Genomic DNA, 16,890 nt, shown 5'->3' with positions numbered 1-16,890 from the left:
CTCTCCCTCAGCCCTCGACCCAGCGCAGGATATGCGTGCCGGTGACGCAGAGCCGGCCCTCCTGGTTCACCACCTCGAAGCGGGAGCGGGTGCGGCCGGGGACTTCCTCCAGCGCCTCAACAGTGTAGCGCGCGGTCAGCGCATCGCCCGCGAAGACCGGGTGGGTGAAGCGGATGCGGTCATAGCCGGCCGAGACCGGCGTGCCGGCGCAGCCACGCTCCACCGCGCGGCGTGACATCAGCGAGGAAGCGGCGGAAACCAGCGCCATGACATGCGCGCCATGCGCGATGCAACGGCCGAAAGCCGTGGTGCGGGCGAAATCCTCGTCCACATGCACGGGGTCGTGGTCGCCACTGAGTTCGGCGAAGGCGCGGATGTCCTCAGCGGAAATGGCGCGGTGGAACTCCACCTGGTCGCCGGCGGCGAGGCGGGTGACGCTGTCCATCGCCCTACTCCGCCGCCTGCAGTTCGACGAGACGGGTCAGCGCCGGACGCTGCCGCCGGCCCGGCAGGCGGCCGGCCAGTCCCATCGGGCCATCCTCGAAGAGTGCGGCCTCCATCTCCCGCAGCTCAGGCGAGACGCGCGGGCGGAAGCCCATGACGCCGAGCACGTCGCGCTCCAGGTCCAGCCCCGGCGCGATCTCGATCAGCTCCGGCCCCGCATCGCCGAGGCGGAAGACGGCGCGCTCGGTGACGTAGAGCACGGGCTGGCCGCGCTCGCGGGCGAAGCGGCCGGAGAAGGTGACCTGCTCCACCTGACGCACCGCCTTGGGCGCGCCACTGGCGGTCAGCGTGCCGCCGAAGATCACCGCCTGGGCGCCCTGGCTGATGTTGACGAAGCCGCCCGGCCCGACGATGCGGCCGCCGAAGCGCGAGACGTTGACATTGCCCTCGGCGTCGAACTCGGCGAAGGAGAGGAAGGCGAGATCGAGCCCGCCGCCATCGTAGAAGTCGAACTGGTAGGGCTGGTCCACCTGCGCGTCGGGCGAGCGGGCGGCGCCGGCATCGCCGCCGCTGGCCGGGGCGCCGCCGATATTGCCCTGCTCGTTGGTCAGGCAGACGCGGCGCAGCACCCCCTCCTCCGCCGCCACGTTGGCGATGCCGGTGGAAATGCCGGAACCCAGGTTGCAGATGGCGCCTTCGAACAATTCCATCGCGCCGCGGCGGGCGACCACACGGCGCGGGCCGGCTGGCAGGCGCGGGATCTCCTCCAACGGCACACGCAGGTGGCCGGAATAGGCCGGGCTGTCCTGCGTCTCGTAGGTCTGCCACTGGTCCGGCACATGCACCAGCGCGTCCACCAGGATGCCGGGCACCTTGACCATCTTCGGGTGCAGCGCGCCGCGCGGCACGATGGTCTTGACCTGCGCGATCACCAGCCCGCCGGAGCGCCGCGCCGCCTGGGCGATGCTCAGCATCTCCAGCGTGACGGCCTCATGCTCCATGGAGATGTTGCCGTCCTCGTCGGCGGCCGAGCCGCGCACCAGCGCGACATCGACCTTGAAGGGACGATAGAACAGATATTCCTCGCCGCGGAACTCAACCAGCTCGACCAGGTCCTCCGTCGCGCAGCGGCTCTGCCGGCCGCCGCCGAGGCGCGGATCGACGAAGCTGTGCAGACCGATGCGGGTGAGCAGCCCGGGGCGGCCCGCTGCCATTTCGCGCATGAGCTGGGAGAGCGAGCCCTGCGGCAGGGTATAGGCCTCGATCTTCTCGTCCAGCGCCAGCCGCGCGATGCCGGGGCTGTTGACGAAGGTGCCGGATACGACGCGCTTCAGCAGCCCGTCCTGCGCCAGATGCCCGGCGCCGCGCGTCTTGCCGTCGCCGAGACCGACCGGATGCAGGGCGGTGATGCCGCGCGGCGCGCCGCTCGCGCGGAACCGCTCGCCGATCGCGGCCAGCAGCGCGTCGGGCACCGCATGGCCGCCGCCGGACCCGCCGATCAGCAGCGTGTCGCCGTCCTGAACCAGCCGGGCGGCTTCCGCTGCGCGCATGCGCCTCATCACACGGTCTCCAGTCTCGCTGTGGTGCGGGGCGCGAAGGCCCCGGGGAAATGGCAGGCGACGCGGCGGCCGGCGCCGAGATCGGCCAGCGGCGGCGTCGCCTCGCATTCGGCGCGCGCCACGGGGCAGCGTGCACGGAAGGCGCAGCCGGTGGGCAGGCGCAGCGTGGAGGGCGGCTCGCCACCCAGCACCACGCGCTGCCGGCCGGGGTCGGGGATCGCGCTGGTCAGCGCCACCGTGTAGGGGTGCAGCGGCCGCGACAGCACCTCGTCGGCCGGCCCTTCCTCGACGATGCGGCCGAGATACATGACCGCCACGCGGTCGCAGAAGGCGCGCACGACCGCCAGGTCATGCGCGATGAACAGGTAAGAGAGACCGAGCCGCTCGCGCAGGTCCAGCATCAGGTTCAGCACCTGCGCCTGGACGTTCACGTCGAGCGCCGAGACGGGCTCGTCCGCCACCACCACGGCAGGATCGAGCGCCAGGGCGCGGGCGATGGAAATGCGCTGCCGCTGGCCGCCGGAGAACTCGTGCGGGAAGCGGCTGGCGAAGGCCGGCTTGAGCCCGACGGTGGCAAGCAGCTCCGCCACCCGCTCCGCGGCCGCCCGGCGCGATGCCACGCGGCCATGCGCCCGCAGCGGCTCAGCCAGGGCGTCGCCCACCGTCATGCGCGGGTTCAGCGAGGCATAGGGGTCCTGGAAGACCATTTGCAGCCGCGGCCGCAACGGCCGCATCTCGGCCGCCGAGGCCCGGGTGATGTCGCGCCCCTCGAAGGTGACGCGGCCACCGGTGGGCTCGTGCAGCCGCGTCAGCAGCCGCGCCAGGGTGGACTTGCCGCAGCCGCTCTCACCGACGACGCCGAGGCTCTCCCGCCGGTGCAGCGCGATGTCCACGCCGTTCACCGCATGCACCGCGCCGCGCGGCGCGAACCAGGCGCGGCGCGGCAGGGGGAAGTGCTTCTCCACACCATGCGCCTCCAGCAGCGGCGCCTCGGCCATGCGCGGCGGCTCGGCGGCGGCGGCCGCCGGCACGGTGGGGCGCGGCAGGGCGCGGCCATCGGCGGTGACCCAGCAGCGGGCGCGGCGGCCGGGCGCCACCTCCAGCAGGGGGGGATGCTCCTGCGCGCAGCGGCTGATGCGGAAGGGGCAGCGCGGCTCGAAGCGGCAGCCCGGCGGCGGGTTCAGCGCATCGGGCGGCGTGCCCTCGATGCTGGTCAGCCGCGCCCCGACGGGCGCGTCGAGGCGCGGCACGGCATTGACCAGCGCCCAGGAATAGGGATGGCGCGGATCGGCCAGCACCGCTTCCGTCGCCGCCTCCTCCACCACCTCGCCGGCATACATCACCGCGACGCGGCGGCAGACCGTGCCGATCACGCCGAGATCGTGGCTGATCAGCACGATGGCGGTGCCGAACTCCTGGTTCAGCCCGCGCAGCAGGTCGAGGATCTGCGCCTGGATGGTGACGTCGAGCGCGGTGGTCGGCTCGTCGGCGATCAGCAGCACAGGGTCGTTGGCGACGCCGATCGCCATCATCACCCGCTGCCGCATGCCGCCGGAGAATTCGTGCGGAAAGGCGCCGGCGGCGCGCTCCGGGGTGGCCACGCCCATGCGGCGCAGCAGCTCGATGCCGCGCCGCCGCGCCGCCGCCGGCTTCATCCGGCCATGCGAGACGATGTGCTCCGTCACCTGGCGCAGGATGCGCAGCACCGGGTTCAGGCCGGTCATCGGATCCTGGAACACCATCGCCGCGCGGTCGCCGCGCCAGTCGGACAACTCGGTGCGGGACATGGCCAGCACGTCGCGGCCCTGGAACCGGATGCTGCCACCGACAATGCGCGCCGGCTCCTCCAGCAGCCGCATCAGCGACAGCGCGGTGACGCTCTTGCCCGAGCCGCTCTCGCCGACGATGCCGAGCGTCTCGCCCGGCCCGACGCGGAAGGAAACGCCGTCCACCGCATGCACCGGACCGTCATCGGTCATGAAGACGGTGTGCAGGTCCTGCACGTCCAGCACGGGCTGCTCGGCCTGCCCCGGGGCGGCTGCGATGGATCCGTCCATGGGCGGGGATCTCCTGTCCGGCGGCAGGCTCACCGGCTGCGGCCCTTGGGGTCGAGCCAGTCGCGCAGGCCGTCGCCGCAGAAGTTGAAGCCGACCACGACGGTGAGGATGGCGAGGCCGGGGAAGGTCGCGACCCACCACTGCTCCACCAGCTCGCGCCCCTCGGCCACCATCGAGCCCCATTCCGGCGTCGGCGGGATGACGCCGAGGCCGAGGAAGGACAGGCCGGCGAATGTCAGGATGGCGTTGCCGAGATCGAGCGTGACCAGCACGGCGAGCGGGCCGAGCGTGTTGGGCAGGATGTGGCGCGCCAGGATGCGGCGCGGCCTCAGGCCGAGCACCGTCGCCGCCTCGACATATTCCTGGCTGCGCTGCACCAGCGCCAGGGCGCGGGCGAGGCGGGCGAATTTCGGCCACCACACCACCAGCATCGCCAGGATGGTGTTGACCGGACCGATACCCAGCGCGGCGGCGATGGCCAGCGCCAGGATGATCGGCGGAAAGCACAGCACGAGGTCGGTGAGGCGCATCAGCCCCTCGTCCCACCAGCCGCGCGCCCAGGCGGCGACGATGCCGATCAGCGTGCCGAGCGCCGCACCCAGCAGAACCACGGAGAAGCCGGCGAAGAGCGACAGCCGTGCGCCGTGGAGCAGGCGCGAGAAGACGTCGCGCCCCAGCGTGTCCGTGCCCATCCAGTGCGCCGCCGAGGGCGGCAGGAGGCGGCTGGTGACGTCCACCGCATCCGGCGGATAGGGGGCGATCCAGGGCGCCAGCAGCGCGATCAGCACCCAGGCCAGCACGATGCCGCCGCCGAGCCAGGCGGGCCCGTAGCGACGCAGCCGGCGCCGCAGGTGCGAGCGGGTGGGCGGCAGCGCGAGGGGGGCGGCGGAGGCGCTCATCGCCGCACCCGCGGGTCGAGCACGGCATAGGACAGATCGACCATCAGGTTGACGAGCAGATAGGTCACCGAGACCACCAGCGTGATGCCGACGATGGCCGGAAAGTCGAGCGCCGCCGCCGAGCGGAAGGTGTAGCGGCCGAGGCCGGGCCAGCTGAACACCGTCTCGGTCATCACCGCGCCGGCCAGCAGGTTGGCATAGGCCAGGCCGCCCAGCGTCACCACCGGCACCAGGGCATTGGGCAGCGCGTGGCGCATCACCACGCTCCATTCCCGCATCCCCTTGGCGCGGGAGACGCGGACATAGTCCTGCTGCAGGCTGTCGAGCATGGCGGCGCGGGTGGTGCGGGTGATCAGCCCGACCGTCGCCGCGGCCAGGACGATGGAGGGCAGCACCAGATGCGCCGCCGCGTCCCGGAAGGTTTCCCAGTCCTGCTGCCAGAGCGCGTCGATCAGGAAGAAGCCGGTCGGTCCCTCCGGCGGGAAGGCAATGGGGTCGAGCCGCCCCGGGCCGGGCGCCCATTCCAACCCGCCGTAGAAGACCGCCAGCATGATGAAGGCCAGCCAGAAGGTCGGCGCCGACACCCCGAGCAGCGAGATGGCGCGCGCCAGGGAATCCGTCCAGCCGTCGCGCCACACGGCGGCGGCGATGCCGAGCGGGATGCCGACCAGCAGCGAGAGCAGGAAGGCCACCGTCGCCAGTTCGACGGTGGCCGGCGCATACTGGATGATGTCGTCCAGCACCGGCCGGCGCGTCGCGATGGAGATGCCGAGATCGCCATGCGCCAGCCCCTGCAGGAAAATGCCGTAGCGCTCCCACAGCGGCAGGTCGAGGCCCCATTTGGCGCGCCACCGCAAGACCGTCGCGGGATCGCTCGCGGCGATGTCGCCAAGCTGCGCCAGCACCGGGTCGCCCGGTACCAGGTTCGCGATCAGAAAGATGACGGCGCTGGCCAGGATCGCCATGACCGCGGCGGCGACGAGCCGCTGGGCGATGTAGCGCGGCATCGGCCCGGTCCTCCCTGCTCTGCCTTATGGTTGCGGGAATTCATGTCCCATTGGAACGTTATCATCAAGCCCTTTGTGGGCTTCACGCGCCGCTCGTTGGAACGTTATAATCCGCTTTGCTTCAGGAAGCCGGGAGGAAGCGCATGCAGGGCGGGGTGCGGATGACGATCGCGGAGGGCGTGGCGGAGCTCGTCCTCGATCGTGCTGCGAAGCACAATGCGGTCACGCCGGCGATGGCGCGGGAACTGGCCGCCCATGCGCGGGCGCTGGAGGAGAACGATGCCGTGCGCGCCGTGCTGCTGCGCGGCGAGGGCGAGCGCGCCTTCTGCTCGGGCAGCGACCTGAACGCGCTGGCCGAGTACCCCACGGCCTGGCACTTCCGCAACCGCCTGGAATACGCCACGGTGATCCGGGAGATCCGCAAGCCGGTGGTGGCTGCGCTGCAGGGCTGGACGCTGGGCGGCGGCGCCGAGATGGCGCTCGGCGCCGACATCCGCATCGCCGCCGAGACGACGCGCATCGGCTTTCCCGAGGTGCAGCGCGGCTGGGTCGGCGGCGGCGGCGCCTCGCAGATCCTGCCGCGGCTGATCGGCCACGCGGCGGCGACGCGCCTGCTGATGCTGGCCGAACAGGTGGATGCGGCGGAGGCGCTGCGTCTCGGCATGGTCCATATGGTGGTGGCGCCGGCAGAGCTGCTGCCGCGCGCCCGCGCGGTGGCGCAGCAGCTCGCCGGCTTCAGCCCGGTCGCCGTGCAGTCGGTGAAGGCGGCGCTGCGGGCGGCGATGGAAGCACCGCTCAGCGCCGGGCTGCGCTACGAGAACGAGATGAACGTGCTCTGCTTCAGCGCCGGCGACCATCTGGAGGGCATCCGCGCCTTCAACGAGAAGCGCCAGGCCACCTTCGCCCGGTAGGCCGGCACCATTCCCGTGGGGAGGGCGGCAGGAGCGCCGGCCGCCCTCCCCATCCCTCAGGCGAGGGTGACGCCGCCCATGTCGAGCTGCCAGCCCGCGGCCGTCAGCGGGAAGTCCTTGATGCTCTTGCGGACGCCGATCTGGTAGGTCGGCTGGAACAGGATGAAGTGGTTGGCCTGATCGACCACCTTCTTCTGCCATTCGACCCACAGGCGCCCGGCCTCGCCGGCATCCTCGGCTTCGGAGGCCTGCCTTACCAGGGCCGTCATCTCCGGCGGAACCTCCCAGCTGACGCGCCTGGCCACCCGCTCCACGACCGCCGAGGCCCAAAGGTCATTGGAGACGGCGGGCGGGTTCCAGAATGTCAGGACGGCGCCCTGCATCTTGCCGGTGGTGTAGATCGTCCGCAGGTTCACCTGATCCATCGGATTGAGGCGGACGCGGATTCCGACGCGGCCCAGATCCGATTGAACCTTCTGCGCCAGCACCTGGTAGGACACGCCGGCCACGGCGGCATTGCCATAGGCCAGCTCCATCTCGAACCCGTCCGGCAGGCCGGCGGCCTTCAACAGGCTGCGCGCCTTGTCCAGATCCTGATGGAAGCCGATCTCGCGCGCGATCTCGGGCGTGCTGCCGGTGACGCCGATGGGCAGGAAATGCGCCGGGCGGGTTCCGGCGCCGCCGAGCAGGCTGCCGAGAATGCCGTCGTAGTCGATGGCATAGCCGATGGCGTGACGGGCTTCCTTCTTCGCCAGAGCCGGATTCGCCTCCGGATTCTGCGTCACCGCCATGTAGACGAAGTCCAGGCTCGGCAGTTGTTCGGTGCGGACATTCGGCTCGTCCTGCAGGCCCTTGATGTGCTCGGGGATCAGGTTGAACGCAGCGTGCACGTCGCCCCGGCGCAGCGCCAGGAGCTGGGCGGCGCTGTCCGAGAGATGGCGGATGATCACGCGCTCGAAGTCGGTCGGTCCGCGCCAGGAATGCGGGTTGCGCTGCAGCGCGATCTGCGCGTTGCGCTCCCAGCGCACGAGCCGGTAAGGGCCGGTGCCGGCGCTGTGCCCGTTGAGCCATTCGGTCGCCTTGTCCTGGTCGCGCGCCTCCGCCGTCGCGACCGCACCGTTCTTCAGCAGCACGGCGCGCTCCATGATGGCGCAACCGGGATTGCACAGGATCGGCAGGATCGGGGCCTTGGGCGCGTTCATGATCAGGTCGATGGTCCGGTCATCGACCACCTCCGCGCGATCCACCGACTTGATGTAGACCTGCGTCTGCTCGCGCAGGTTGATCAGGCGGTCGAAGCTGAACTTGACGTCCTCGGCGGTGAGCGGGGCGCCACTGGCAAACTTCACGCCTTCGCGCAGGGTGAAGCGCCAGCCGTCGCCGCCCGGGCGCCGCTCCCACCTCGTCGCCAGGCAAGGCTTTGGATTCACGTAGTCGCCAGGCTCGAAAGTGAGCAGCGTGTCGTAGCAGGCGGCCAGCGTCAGCGGCGGCGTGTACTGCGCCTGGCGGACGGGATCGAAGGTGACGGTGTCGCTGGTGTCGAGGCCGATCACCAGCGTCTCGCGCCGTCCCTGCGCCCGTGCAACGCTCGGCAGGAACGGCAGGGTTGCCGCCCCGCCCGCCAGCAGCCGCGCGAGATCGCGCCGGGTCATGTTGATTATTGCCATGGACTTTTCCTCCCAGGCGGATGAAGCTACCAGCAAGATCGGAACGTTCCAATTGTTCGTTTCGCGCAAGCTTCGGAAGAAGGCTGGAGGCAGGAAGGGAGGAAGCATGCCGGTTGGCGTCGGCCTGATCGGGCTCGGCATGGCCGCATCGCCGCACATGCTGGCGTTGCGTGACCTGGCCGCGCAGGGCGAGGTTTCCATCATTGGTGGCTTCTCGCCCTCGGAGGGGCGCCGCGCCGCCTTCGCCGAGCGATGGGGCGTCCCGGTCTTCACCACGCAGGAGGCGCTTCTGGCGCAGCCCGGCCTCGGCCTGGTGCTGATCCTGACGCCACCCGGCACACATCTGCCGGTTGCGGAGGCCGTGGCGAAGGTCGGCTGCGCAATGGTCGTCGAGAAGCCGGTGGAGGTCTCGGTGCAGCGCGGCGAAGCCCTCGCCGCGCTGGCGGAGCACCATGGCGTCGCCTGCGGCATCTGCCTGCAACACCGCTTCCGCCCCGGCGCGCTGCGCTTGCGGCAGGCGCTGCGCGCGGGCGAGCTGGGCGATGTGCTTTCCGCCAGCGCCTCGATCCGCTGGTGGCGCGACGCGGCCTATTTCAACGAGCCCGGGCGCGGCACCCGCGCGCGCGACGGCGGCGGCGTGCTGCTGACCCAGGCGATCCACACGCTGGACCTGCTGCTGCATCTCGCCGGACCGCACCGATCGGTCGCGGGCTTCGCCACCACCTCGCCCCTGCGCCGCATCGACACCGAAGATATCGTGGCCGCGGCGCTGCAATTCGAGAACGGCGCCATCGGCGTGCTGGACGCCACCACCGTCGCCCGGCCCGGCTATCCCGAACGCATCGAGATCGCCGGCACGGAGGGCTCGGCCGTTCTGGAGGGCAGCCACCTCACCTTGCACGGGCGCGGCGGCGCGGCCGAGACGCTCGGTGCCGCGGCGGTGAGCGGCGGCGCCGACCCCATGGCCTTCGACCATGGTCCGCATCGCGCGCTGATCGCCGACGTGCTGGAGGCCAGGGCCACGGGGCGGAAGCCCGCCTGCGACGCGCGCTCGGCGCTCGCCGTGCAGCGGCTGATCGAGGATCTCCTGCGGGATGCGGAGCAGCGCAGATGACCATTGCCGGCACCACCCGCCTCTTCGGCATCCTGGGCGACCCGGTCGCGCCGCTGCGCTCGCCGGCGCTGTTCAATGCCGCCTTCGCTCGGCTCGGGCGCGATGCCGCCCTCGTGCCGCTGCACGTGCCCGCAGGCGAATTGCCGGCGGTCTGGGACGGGCTGACGCGGCTGCGCAACCTGGATGGGCTGGTCATCACCATGCCGCACAAGGAGGCGGTGCTGCCGCTGCTGCAGGCGCTCGGCCCTACGGCGGCGCTGACCCGCACGGTCAATACCGTCCGCCGCCGCGCCGAAGGCGGCTGGGAGGGCGAGATGTTCGACGGCGAAGGCTTCCGCGACGGGCTGGAACGCAGCGGCCATGCGCCGCGGGGCGCCAGCGTCCTGCAGGTGGGCTGCGGCGCGGCCGGGCGGGCCATCGCCTTCGCCCTGGCGCGGGCAGGCGCCGCACGGCTGGTGCTGCACGATGCTGAGCCGGCGCGCGCGCGGCAGTTGGCCGAACGCCTCGCCGCCGGCTGGCCGGCGCTCGCCGTCTCCGCCGAGGCGCAGGGCCCTGCCGGGCATGACATCGTGGTCAACGCCACGCCGCTCGGGTTGCGGCCGGGGGACCCGCTGCCGCTCGACCCCGCGCTGCTCTCTGCCGGCCAGGTGGTGGCCGACGTGATCCCGAATCCCGAGGTGACGCCACTGATCGCCGCCGCACGGGAGATCGGCTGCGCCACGGTGACCGGCCGCGCCATGCATGAGGGGCAGGCGCGGCTGGCGGCGGCCTATCTCGGCATCGAGGGCTGGGAGGGCTGATCCGCACCCTCGGGCGCGGGGCGGCGATGGACCATCATGTCGTTCTCGCCCTCCTGCACCGTCTCGCCGCGCTGCGTGCGCAACTCGAAGCCCAGCGTGACGATGCCGCGGTCGGCGTGCCGCGTCGGGCGCAAAGCGGTGACGCGGATGCTGGCCTGCAACCGGTCGCCGATGAAGATCGGCCCGGTGAAGCGCCAGCGCCAGCCCAGCGAGACGATCGCCGCGAGTTGCGTCTGCGCGCGGTTCTTCAGCCCGTCGGCCATGGCAAGGCCGAGGATTCCATGCGCCACACGGCCGGGATAGCCAAGGCGCCGGGCGTATTCATCGTCCATATGGATGTCGTAGAAATCACCCGACAGGCCGGCGAAGGCCAGAAGATGCGCCTCCGTCACCTGGATGCCGCCGGTCTCCCACGCCATCCCGACGGAAATCTCCTCGAAGTGCAGCCGCTGATCGGCCATCGTGCGTCTCCGTCCCCAGGGAGGAAAGTTCAGAGCCGGCCGACATGCAGGCCGCCGTCGATGTGCAGCGCGTCGCCGGTGGTGAAGGTCAGCTCGCCCGAGGCCAGCAGCGCGATGGCGCGGCCGACATCCTCCGCCTCGCCCCAGCGGCGGATCGGCGACAGGCCCTCGGCGATGCGCCGCGTATAGGCCTCGGCCACCGGTGCGGTGAGGTCGGTGCGGATGACGCCGGGCCGCACCTCGTGCACGGCGATGCCATGCTCCGCCAGGCGCAGTGCGAAGACGCGCGCCAGCATCGAGACTGCCGCCTTGGAGGCGCAGTACTCGCCGCGGTCGGGCGAGGCGAGCGTGGCGTTGGCGGAGGAGACGAAGACGATGCTGCGGGGCGCCGCCGGATCGCCCGCCTCGATCATGCGCCGCGCCACGGCCTGGGTCAGGAAGAAGCTGCCGCGCGCGTTGATGCCGAAGGCGCGGTCCCAGGAGTCCGGCGAGACGTCGAGCAGGTCACCACGCCGCAGCGCGCCGACACCGGCATTGTTCACCAGGCAATCGATGCCGCCGTCCTCCCAGGCCGCGTCGAGGAAGGCGGCGTGATCCTCCAGCCGCGAGACGTCGAGCGGGCGGAAGCGGAAGCCGCCACCGGCCATCCGCACCTCGGCGCCGGTCTCCGCCACGCCCTCCTCCGCGATGTCGGCGGCGAGGATGTCGAAGCCCTTGCGCGCCAGGGCGACGCAGGCGGCGCGGCCGATGCCGCGGCGCCCTCCCGTCACCAGCGCCACCGGCCTGCGCGCCGCGCTCATGCCAGCAGGCTCCGCGCCATGATCATGCGTTGGATCTGGTTCGTCCCCTCATAGATCTGCGTGATCTTCGCGTCGCGGTAGAGCCGCTCGACGCGGACGCCGCGGATGTAGCCGGAGCCGCCATGGATCTGCACGGCGTCGGCGGTACGCGCCACCGCTGCGTCCGAGGCGAAGCACTTGGCCATGCTGGCCTCCATCGTGGCACGCTCGCCGCGGTCGAGCCGCTGTGCCGCGTGATGCACCATCAGCCGTGCCGCATGCGCGTCCTTGGCCATGTCGGCGAGCATCCATTGCACCGCCTGGAACTCGCCGATCGCCTGGCCGAACTGGCGGCGCTGCCTGGCGTAGTCGATGCTGTCCTCCAGCGCGGATTGCAGGATGCCGACGGCCAGCGCGGCGATGCCGACGCGGCCCTTGTCCAGCACCGACATCATCATGTGGAAGCCGCGCCCCTCCTGGCCGAGCAGCGCCTCGGCGGGGAGCGCGACATTCTCGAAGCGCAGCCCGCCCACCTGCGAGGCGCGCTGGCCCATCTTGTGCTCCTTGCGGTCGCGCGTGACGCCGGGCCGGTCGAGATCGACCAGGAAGATGGACATGCCGCGATGCCCGGCCTCGGGGTCGGTGCGCGCCAGCACGGCGGCGAAGTCGGCGACGGGCGCGTTGTGGATCCAGAGCTTGGCGCCATCCAGCACCCAGCCCTCCCCGGTGCGGCGCGCGCGGCTGCGCAGGCCGGCGAGGTCGGAGCCGGCCTCGGCCTCGGTCAGCGCATAGGCGCAGCGCCGCTCGGCCTTCAGCAGCGGGCGCAGATAGCGGTCCTGCTGCGCCGGGGTGCCGTGCTGCGTCAGCAGCGTGCCGAGCAGCTCGACCAGCCCGACCTGGTCGGCGACGGAGGCATAGCCGCGCGACAGCTCCTCCATCACCAGCGCATAGGCCAGCACGTCGGCGCCGGCGCCGCCCATCGCCTCCGGCACGCTGATGCCGAACAGGCCGGCGCCGGCGAGGCGGCGGTAGAGTTCCGCCGGATAGGCCTCGGTCTCGTCCAGCTCGGCGGCGAGGGGCGCGATCTCCTGGTCCGCGAAGCGGCGGGCCGCCTCGCGCAGGGCGGCGTGCCAGTCGGCGGCGCCTGGGGGCAGGCTTGTCTCGGACAACGGCGTTTTCTCCCGGTGCTTCGTTCTTCTCCCCGCCGCTTCTCCCCGACGCTTCTCCCCGTCAGGGGCAGGCAGGGCGGGCGGGCATCATCCCTTCGGCCGGAGAGGGGCGCCGCAGGACTCGCGCACGATCAGGCGCGGCGCGAGGATCTCGCGGCGGGGCGGCCCCTCGGGCTGCGTGATCCGCTCCAGCAGGACCCGCGCCGCCGCCTGCCCCATGCCGCGCGGGGAAACGCGGATGGTGGTCAGCGGCGGGAACCATGCGGCGGCCTCCCGGATGTCGTCGAAGCCGATGACGGCGACGTCGCGCCCCGGCAGCCGGCCGCTGCGCAACAGGCCCAAAGTGGCGCCGAAGGCCACGGAATCATTGAAGCAGACGAGCGCGGTGGGGCCGTCGGCGGGCAGCGCCTGCACCAGCGCGGCCGCTTCGCCGATATCGGTGCGGCAGGGCAGATGCTCGGACGCCAGCCCGGCCTTCGCCATGGCGCGGGCATAGCCGTCCCACCGCTCGCGGCTGACGGAATTCCGGGCGCCGCCGCCGAGGAAGGCGATCCGCCGGTGCCCGAGCGCGAGGAGGTGCTCGGTGGCCAGCCGGGTTCCGGCGCGGTTGTCCGGCCCGGCATGCGCGCCGCGCCGGAAGCTGCGGACCACCGTCGCATGCGGCAGGCGCCAGCGTTCGAGGTCCTCCAGCAGGCCCGGCGGCGTTCCGGTGGCCGGCATGATCAGCACGCCATCCACCGGCTGCTCGCGGAAGCGTTCAAGCATGCGCCGCTGCCGGGCGACGGATTCCGAGGTGTTCGCCAGCATCACGACGAAGCCGGCCTCGTCGAGCGCCTCCTCCACGCCCGCCGTCAGCTCGGCGTAGAAGGGATTGGTGATCTCGCAGACCAGCAGGCCGATGGTGTGCGACTTGCCGGACCGCATGAGGGCGGCCGAGCGGTCATAGACATAGCCGAGCCGCGCCGCGGCGTCGCGCACCAGGCGGCGCGTCTCCGGGCGGAGTTTGGTGTCGTCCCGCAGGGCCAGCGCGGCGGTGGAGAGCGCCACGCCGGCTTCCCGGGCCACATCCTTGATTCGAACGCGCTGCATGGAAGGCTTCTGATCCCGGCCTCCACAATGGAACGTTCCACTCGCCGCGTCAATGCGGCGGCATCTCAGGTCATGGCCGCCCCGGCAGGCATCGGCCGCGGCGCCAGGAAGCGCCGGATCGAAAGCCCCTCCAGCGGTGTCTCGGTCCGGCCGTCGAGCGCGAGCTCGCAGAGGATCGCGCCGATCGCCGGGCCGAGCTGAAAGCCATGGCCGGAAAAGCCGAAGGCGTGGAACAGGCCCGGCGTGGTGCCGCTCGGCCCGACCACGGGGATCTTGTCCGGCATCATGCCGTCGATCCCGCTCCAGCTGCGGATGACGGAGACCCCTTCCAGTGCCGGTACCAGCGCCGCCGCCCGCCGCATCGCCTGCAGCGTGACCTGCGCCAGCGGGCGCGACATCGGCACCGCCGGATCGCCCATCCCGTGGCCGCCGCCGATGATGACGTTGCCGCGCGGGATCTGCCGCAGGTACACATTGCCGCCGGCCACGCCCACATTCGGCTCGATGACGTAGGGGATGGGCTCGGTGACCATCATGTTCGGGGTATGCGGCCGGACCGGCACCGCCTCGCCGAACCAGGCCGCGACCTGCCCGCCCCAGAAGCCGGCGGTGTTGAGCAGCCGCTCCGCGCGGAAGCGGCGCCCGCCCGCCTCCACCACGAAGCGGCCGCCTTCGTGCTGGCAGGCGGTCACCGCCGCCTGCTCCAGCAGCGTGGCGCCGGCCTGCCGCGCGGCCCGGGCGAGGGCGGGCGAGAGCAGGCGCGGGTTGGCCGAGCCGTCCTCGGGGGCGAAGGAGCCGGCGATGGCGGCCGGTCCCAGCCAGGGAAAGCGCCGCCGCAGGGCCGCGCCATCGAGGAATTCGAGCCTGAGGTCATGCGAGGCGGCGACATCCAGATAGGCCACCAGCTCGGCCGCCTCGGCCTCGTTGCGCGCCAGCTTCAGATGGCCGGTCTGCACGAACTCGCAGCCGGTGCCGAGCAGTTCCGGCAGGCGACGCCAGATCTCGTGCGAGCGCCGGGCGATGGGCAGCTCGGCCGGGTGCCGCCCCTGCTGCCGCACGCCGCCGTAATTGGCGCCGGAGGCCTGCGAGCCGACCAGACCGCGCTCCAGCAGGACAACGCGGGCGCCCCGCCGGGCCAGGTGCAGCGCCGCCGAGCAGCCCGCGCCGCCGCCGCCGATGATGAGGACATCGGCCTCTACCGGCGCCGTCATGCCGCTTCCTCCGCCTCGGGCGCAGCGATGAACGGCAGCGGCTTCACCGGGGCCTGGCCGCGCAGACGGCCGATCTCCGCCACGCCGCAGCCGAGCCGCGCCGCCAGCACCTCGGCGGCGGCCATGCCGCAGACCCGCCCCTGGCAGCGCCCCATGCCGATGCGGGTGAAGGCCTTGGCGCGGTTCACCTCCGGCGCGGCGCCCTGCGGCCCCTCCGGTTCGGCGGCGGCGCGCAGCTCGCCCGCCGTCACCCTCTCGCAGCGGCAGAGGATGGTCTCGTCCGGCATGGAGGCGGCGAGCTGCGCGGGGAAGGGAAAGGCGCGCTCCAGCGCCGCGCGGAAGCGTGCCTGGCGGCGCAGCCGTGCCTGCAGCCGCCGGACCAGGGCCGCATCCGCCGGCAGCCCCGCATCGGCCAGCAGCGCCTGCGCCGCGCAGGCACCGGCCATTTCCGCCACGTCGGCGCCGCCGATCCCCGCTCCATCACCGGCCAGGTAGATCCCGCGCACGGACGTCCGGCCCATGGCGTCCCGCTCCGGCACCCAGTTGTGCTGCACGGGGTCGAAGCGGATCGGCACGCCCGCGAGGTCAGCGAGTTGCAGCTCCGGCCGGACGCCCCAGCCGAGGCCGAGGGCGTCGCAATCCAGCCAGCGCTCACGGCCCGCCGCGTCGCGCCAGTGGAGCGCGGTGACGCCCCGCTCCCCCTCCCCTTCGATCGCCAGCGGCGTGACGCCCTCGGCGACGAGGATGCCGGCGGCACGCAGACGCGCGACGTAGTAGAGGCCCTTGGCCAGGGTGGCGGGATCATGCGGCAGGCCGGCCAGTGCCTGCGCCTTGGTGGCGAAGGGCGTGGTATCCAGCACCGCCGCGATGGTCGCGCCCGCCTTCATGTACTGGTAGGCGACCAGCCAGAGCAGCGGCCCGCTGCCCAGGAAGGCCACGCAGCGGCCGATGGCGCAGCCCTGCGCCTTCAGCGCGATCTGCGCGCCCCCCAGCGTGGTCACGCCCGGCAGGGTCCAGCCGGGCAGCGGCACCACGCGATCCATCGCCCCGGTGCAGAGGATGGCGGCATCGACGTCCTGCGCCGCCGCCCGCCCCTCGCGCAGCGTGTGAAGCTGGCGGGGGTCGGCGCCGATGTCCCAGACCAGCGTGCCGGGCCGCCAGTCCGTGACCGGCTTCAGCGCATCCAGCGTGGCGTGCAGGGCGGTGGCCTTCGCCGCCTCCAGCCCGTAGAGCGCACGGGCGCCGCGGGTGAAGCCCGCCGGCGGGCGCTGGTAGATGCGGCCGCCGCCATCCGGCGCCTCGTCCAGCCAAAGCGGGCGCAGGCCGGCGCGCACCAGTTGCTCCACCGCGCGTACACCGGCCGGGCCGGCGCCCACCACCGCGACCCTCATGCCCGCCGCACCACCATGCCGGGCGCGCATTCGGTGGCGCAGGCGCGGACCGGGCCGAGGCCCTCCACCACCACGCGGCAGTCCTGGCAGGCGCCCATCAGGCAGAAGCCGGCGCGCGGCCCGTCGCCGAACTCGCTGCAGCGGAGGAAACTGCCCTCCCCCGCCAGGATGGCCGTCAGCAGCGTATCGCCCGCGCGGGCGGAGCAGTCCTGCCCTTCAAGAACGAAGCGGATTGCGGGCCGGTCCTGATCGACCAAACGCACCAGTCGCACTGCACGGTCTCCCTTATTCCCTGCGGGACGCCGGGCGGCACCATAGCGGCCGGCCGCGAT

16 protein-coding genes are annotated in these 16,890 nt (G+C 72.4%); 3 read left to right on the top strand and 13 right to left on the bottom strand.

All coding sequences use genetic code 11. From position 1 onward, the window contains the following. Nucleotides 1–7: 7 nt before the first annotated feature. From QMO56_RS21740 to QMO56_RS21720, 5 genes are read right to left on the bottom strand one after another with little or no spacing between them, the layout of a single operon-like run. Nucleotides 8–445 carry a MaoC/PaaZ C-terminal domain-containing protein gene (locus QMO56_RS21740; RefSeq protein ID WP_283529323.1) on the bottom strand — a complete coding sequence of 146 codons (438 nt, stop codon included), beginning with the start codon at nt 443–445 and terminating at the stop codon, nt 8–10. 4 nt (nt 446–449) lie between these two features. After that, the gene (locus QMO56_RS21735; RefSeq protein ID WP_283529321.1) at nt 450–2,003 is read right to left on the bottom strand and encodes an acyl CoA:acetate/3-ketoacid CoA transferase; all 1,554 of its coding nucleotides are present in this window, start codon (nt 2,001–2,003) and stop codon (nt 450–452) included. Then, nucleotides 2,003–4,060, bottom strand: a complete 2,058-nt coding sequence (locus tag QMO56_RS21730) for an ABC transporter ATP-binding protein (RefSeq protein WP_283529319.1) — start codon at nt 4,058–4,060, stop codon at nt 2,003–2,005. The genes QMO56_RS21735 and QMO56_RS21730 overlap by 1 nt, the downstream gene beginning before the upstream one ends. Nucleotides 4,061–4,089: 29 nt before the next feature. Continuing rightward, nucleotides 4,090–4,959 (bottom strand): ABC transporter permease, encoded by an 870-nt coding sequence (locus tag QMO56_RS21725; protein ID WP_283529317.1) that lies wholly within the window; start codon nt 4,957–4,959, stop codon nt 4,090–4,092. Next, nucleotides 4,956–5,966 carry an ABC transporter permease gene (locus QMO56_RS21720; RefSeq protein WP_283529315.1) on the bottom strand — a complete coding sequence of 337 codons (1,011 nt, stop codon included), beginning with the start codon at nt 5,964–5,966 and terminating at the stop codon, nt 4,956–4,958. Before QMO56_RS21720 ends, QMO56_RS21725 begins: the two co-directional genes overlap by 4 nt. A 143-nt stretch (nt 5,967–6,109) precedes the next feature. On the opposite strand from QMO56_RS21720, the gene QMO56_RS21715 reads away from it, so the two are divergent. Then, nucleotides 6,110–6,877 carry an enoyl-CoA hydratase/isomerase family protein gene (locus QMO56_RS21715; RefSeq protein WP_283529313.1) on the top strand — a complete coding sequence of 256 codons (768 nt, stop codon included), beginning with the start codon at nt 6,110–6,112 and terminating at the stop codon, nt 6,875–6,877. Nucleotides 6,878–6,933: 56 nt separating this feature from the next. Here the strand turns inward: QMO56_RS21715 and QMO56_RS21710 are convergent, their stop codons facing one another. Beyond that, the gene (locus QMO56_RS21710) at nt 6,934–8,544 is read right to left on the bottom strand and encodes an ABC transporter substrate-binding protein (RefSeq protein WP_283529311.1); all 1,611 of its coding nucleotides are present in this window, start codon (nt 8,542–8,544) and stop codon (nt 6,934–6,936) included. 106 nt (nt 8,545–8,650) lie between these two features. Between QMO56_RS21710 and QMO56_RS21705 the strand changes: the two genes are divergently transcribed. Beyond that, entirely contained in the window at nt 8,651–9,658 is a 1,008-nt protein-coding gene (locus QMO56_RS21705) for a Gfo/Idh/MocA family protein (protein WP_283529309.1), read from the top strand. After that, the gene (locus tag QMO56_RS21700; protein WP_283529307.1) at nt 9,655–10,458 is read left to right on the top strand and encodes a shikimate dehydrogenase; all 804 of its coding nucleotides are present in this window, start codon (nt 9,655–9,657) and stop codon (nt 10,456–10,458) included. Before QMO56_RS21705 ends, QMO56_RS21700 begins: the two co-directional genes overlap by 4 nt. On the opposite strand, the gene QMO56_RS21695 is transcribed toward QMO56_RS21700, so the two are convergent. From QMO56_RS21695 to QMO56_RS21665, 7 genes are all read right to left on the bottom strand, one after another. After that, nucleotides 10,428–10,919 carry a MaoC/PaaZ C-terminal domain-containing protein gene (locus QMO56_RS21695; protein ID WP_283529305.1) on the bottom strand — a complete coding sequence of 164 codons (492 nt, stop codon included), beginning with the start codon at nt 10,917–10,919 and terminating at the stop codon, nt 10,428–10,430. The two genes, QMO56_RS21700 and QMO56_RS21695, sit on opposite strands and share 31 nt — an antisense overlap. Nucleotides 10,920–10,948: 29 nt before the next feature. After that, nucleotides 10,949–11,719: a 3-ketoacyl-ACP reductase gene (locus QMO56_RS21690; protein WP_283529303.1), complete on the bottom strand. Its 771-nt coding sequence runs from the start codon at nt 11,717–11,719 to the stop codon at nt 10,949–10,951. Beyond that, entirely contained in the window at nt 11,716–12,867 is a 1,152-nt protein-coding gene (locus QMO56_RS21685) for an acyl-CoA dehydrogenase family protein (protein WP_283529301.1), read from the bottom strand. The genes QMO56_RS21690 and QMO56_RS21685 overlap by 4 nt, the downstream gene beginning before the upstream one ends. 87 nt (nt 12,868–12,954) lie before the next feature. Further along, nucleotides 12,955–13,956 (bottom strand): LacI family DNA-binding transcriptional regulator, encoded by a 1,002-nt coding sequence (locus tag QMO56_RS21680; protein ID WP_283529299.1) that lies wholly within the window; start codon nt 13,954–13,956, stop codon nt 12,955–12,957. A gap of 65 nt (nt 13,957–14,021) precedes the next feature. Next, on the bottom strand, nt 14,022–15,167 hold the full coding sequence (locus tag QMO56_RS21675; RefSeq protein WP_283529297.1) for an FAD-binding oxidoreductase: 1,146 nt from the start codon (nt 15,165–15,167) through the stop codon (nt 14,022–14,024). Continuing rightward, on the bottom strand, nt 15,164–16,558 hold the full coding sequence (locus QMO56_RS21670; protein ID WP_283529295.1) for an NAD(P)/FAD-dependent oxidoreductase: 1,395 nt from the start codon (nt 16,556–16,558) through the stop codon (nt 15,164–15,166). The genes QMO56_RS21675 and QMO56_RS21670 overlap by 4 nt, the downstream gene beginning before the upstream one ends. After that, the gene (locus QMO56_RS21665) at nt 16,555–16,830 is read right to left on the bottom strand and encodes a (2Fe-2S)-binding protein (RefSeq protein ID WP_283529293.1); all 276 of its coding nucleotides are present in this window, start codon (nt 16,828–16,830) and stop codon (nt 16,555–16,557) included. The genes QMO56_RS21670 and QMO56_RS21665 overlap by 4 nt, the downstream gene beginning before the upstream one ends. Between the last annotated feature and the right edge of the window lie 60 nt (nt 16,831–16,890).

It is taken from the genome of Roseomonas sp. E05 (genome assembly GCF_030063475.1).
GTDB lineage: Bacteria > Pseudomonadota > Alphaproteobacteria > Acetobacterales > Acetobacteraceae > Pseudoroseomonas.
This window is presented reverse-complemented; position numbering and strand designations above follow the sequence as displayed.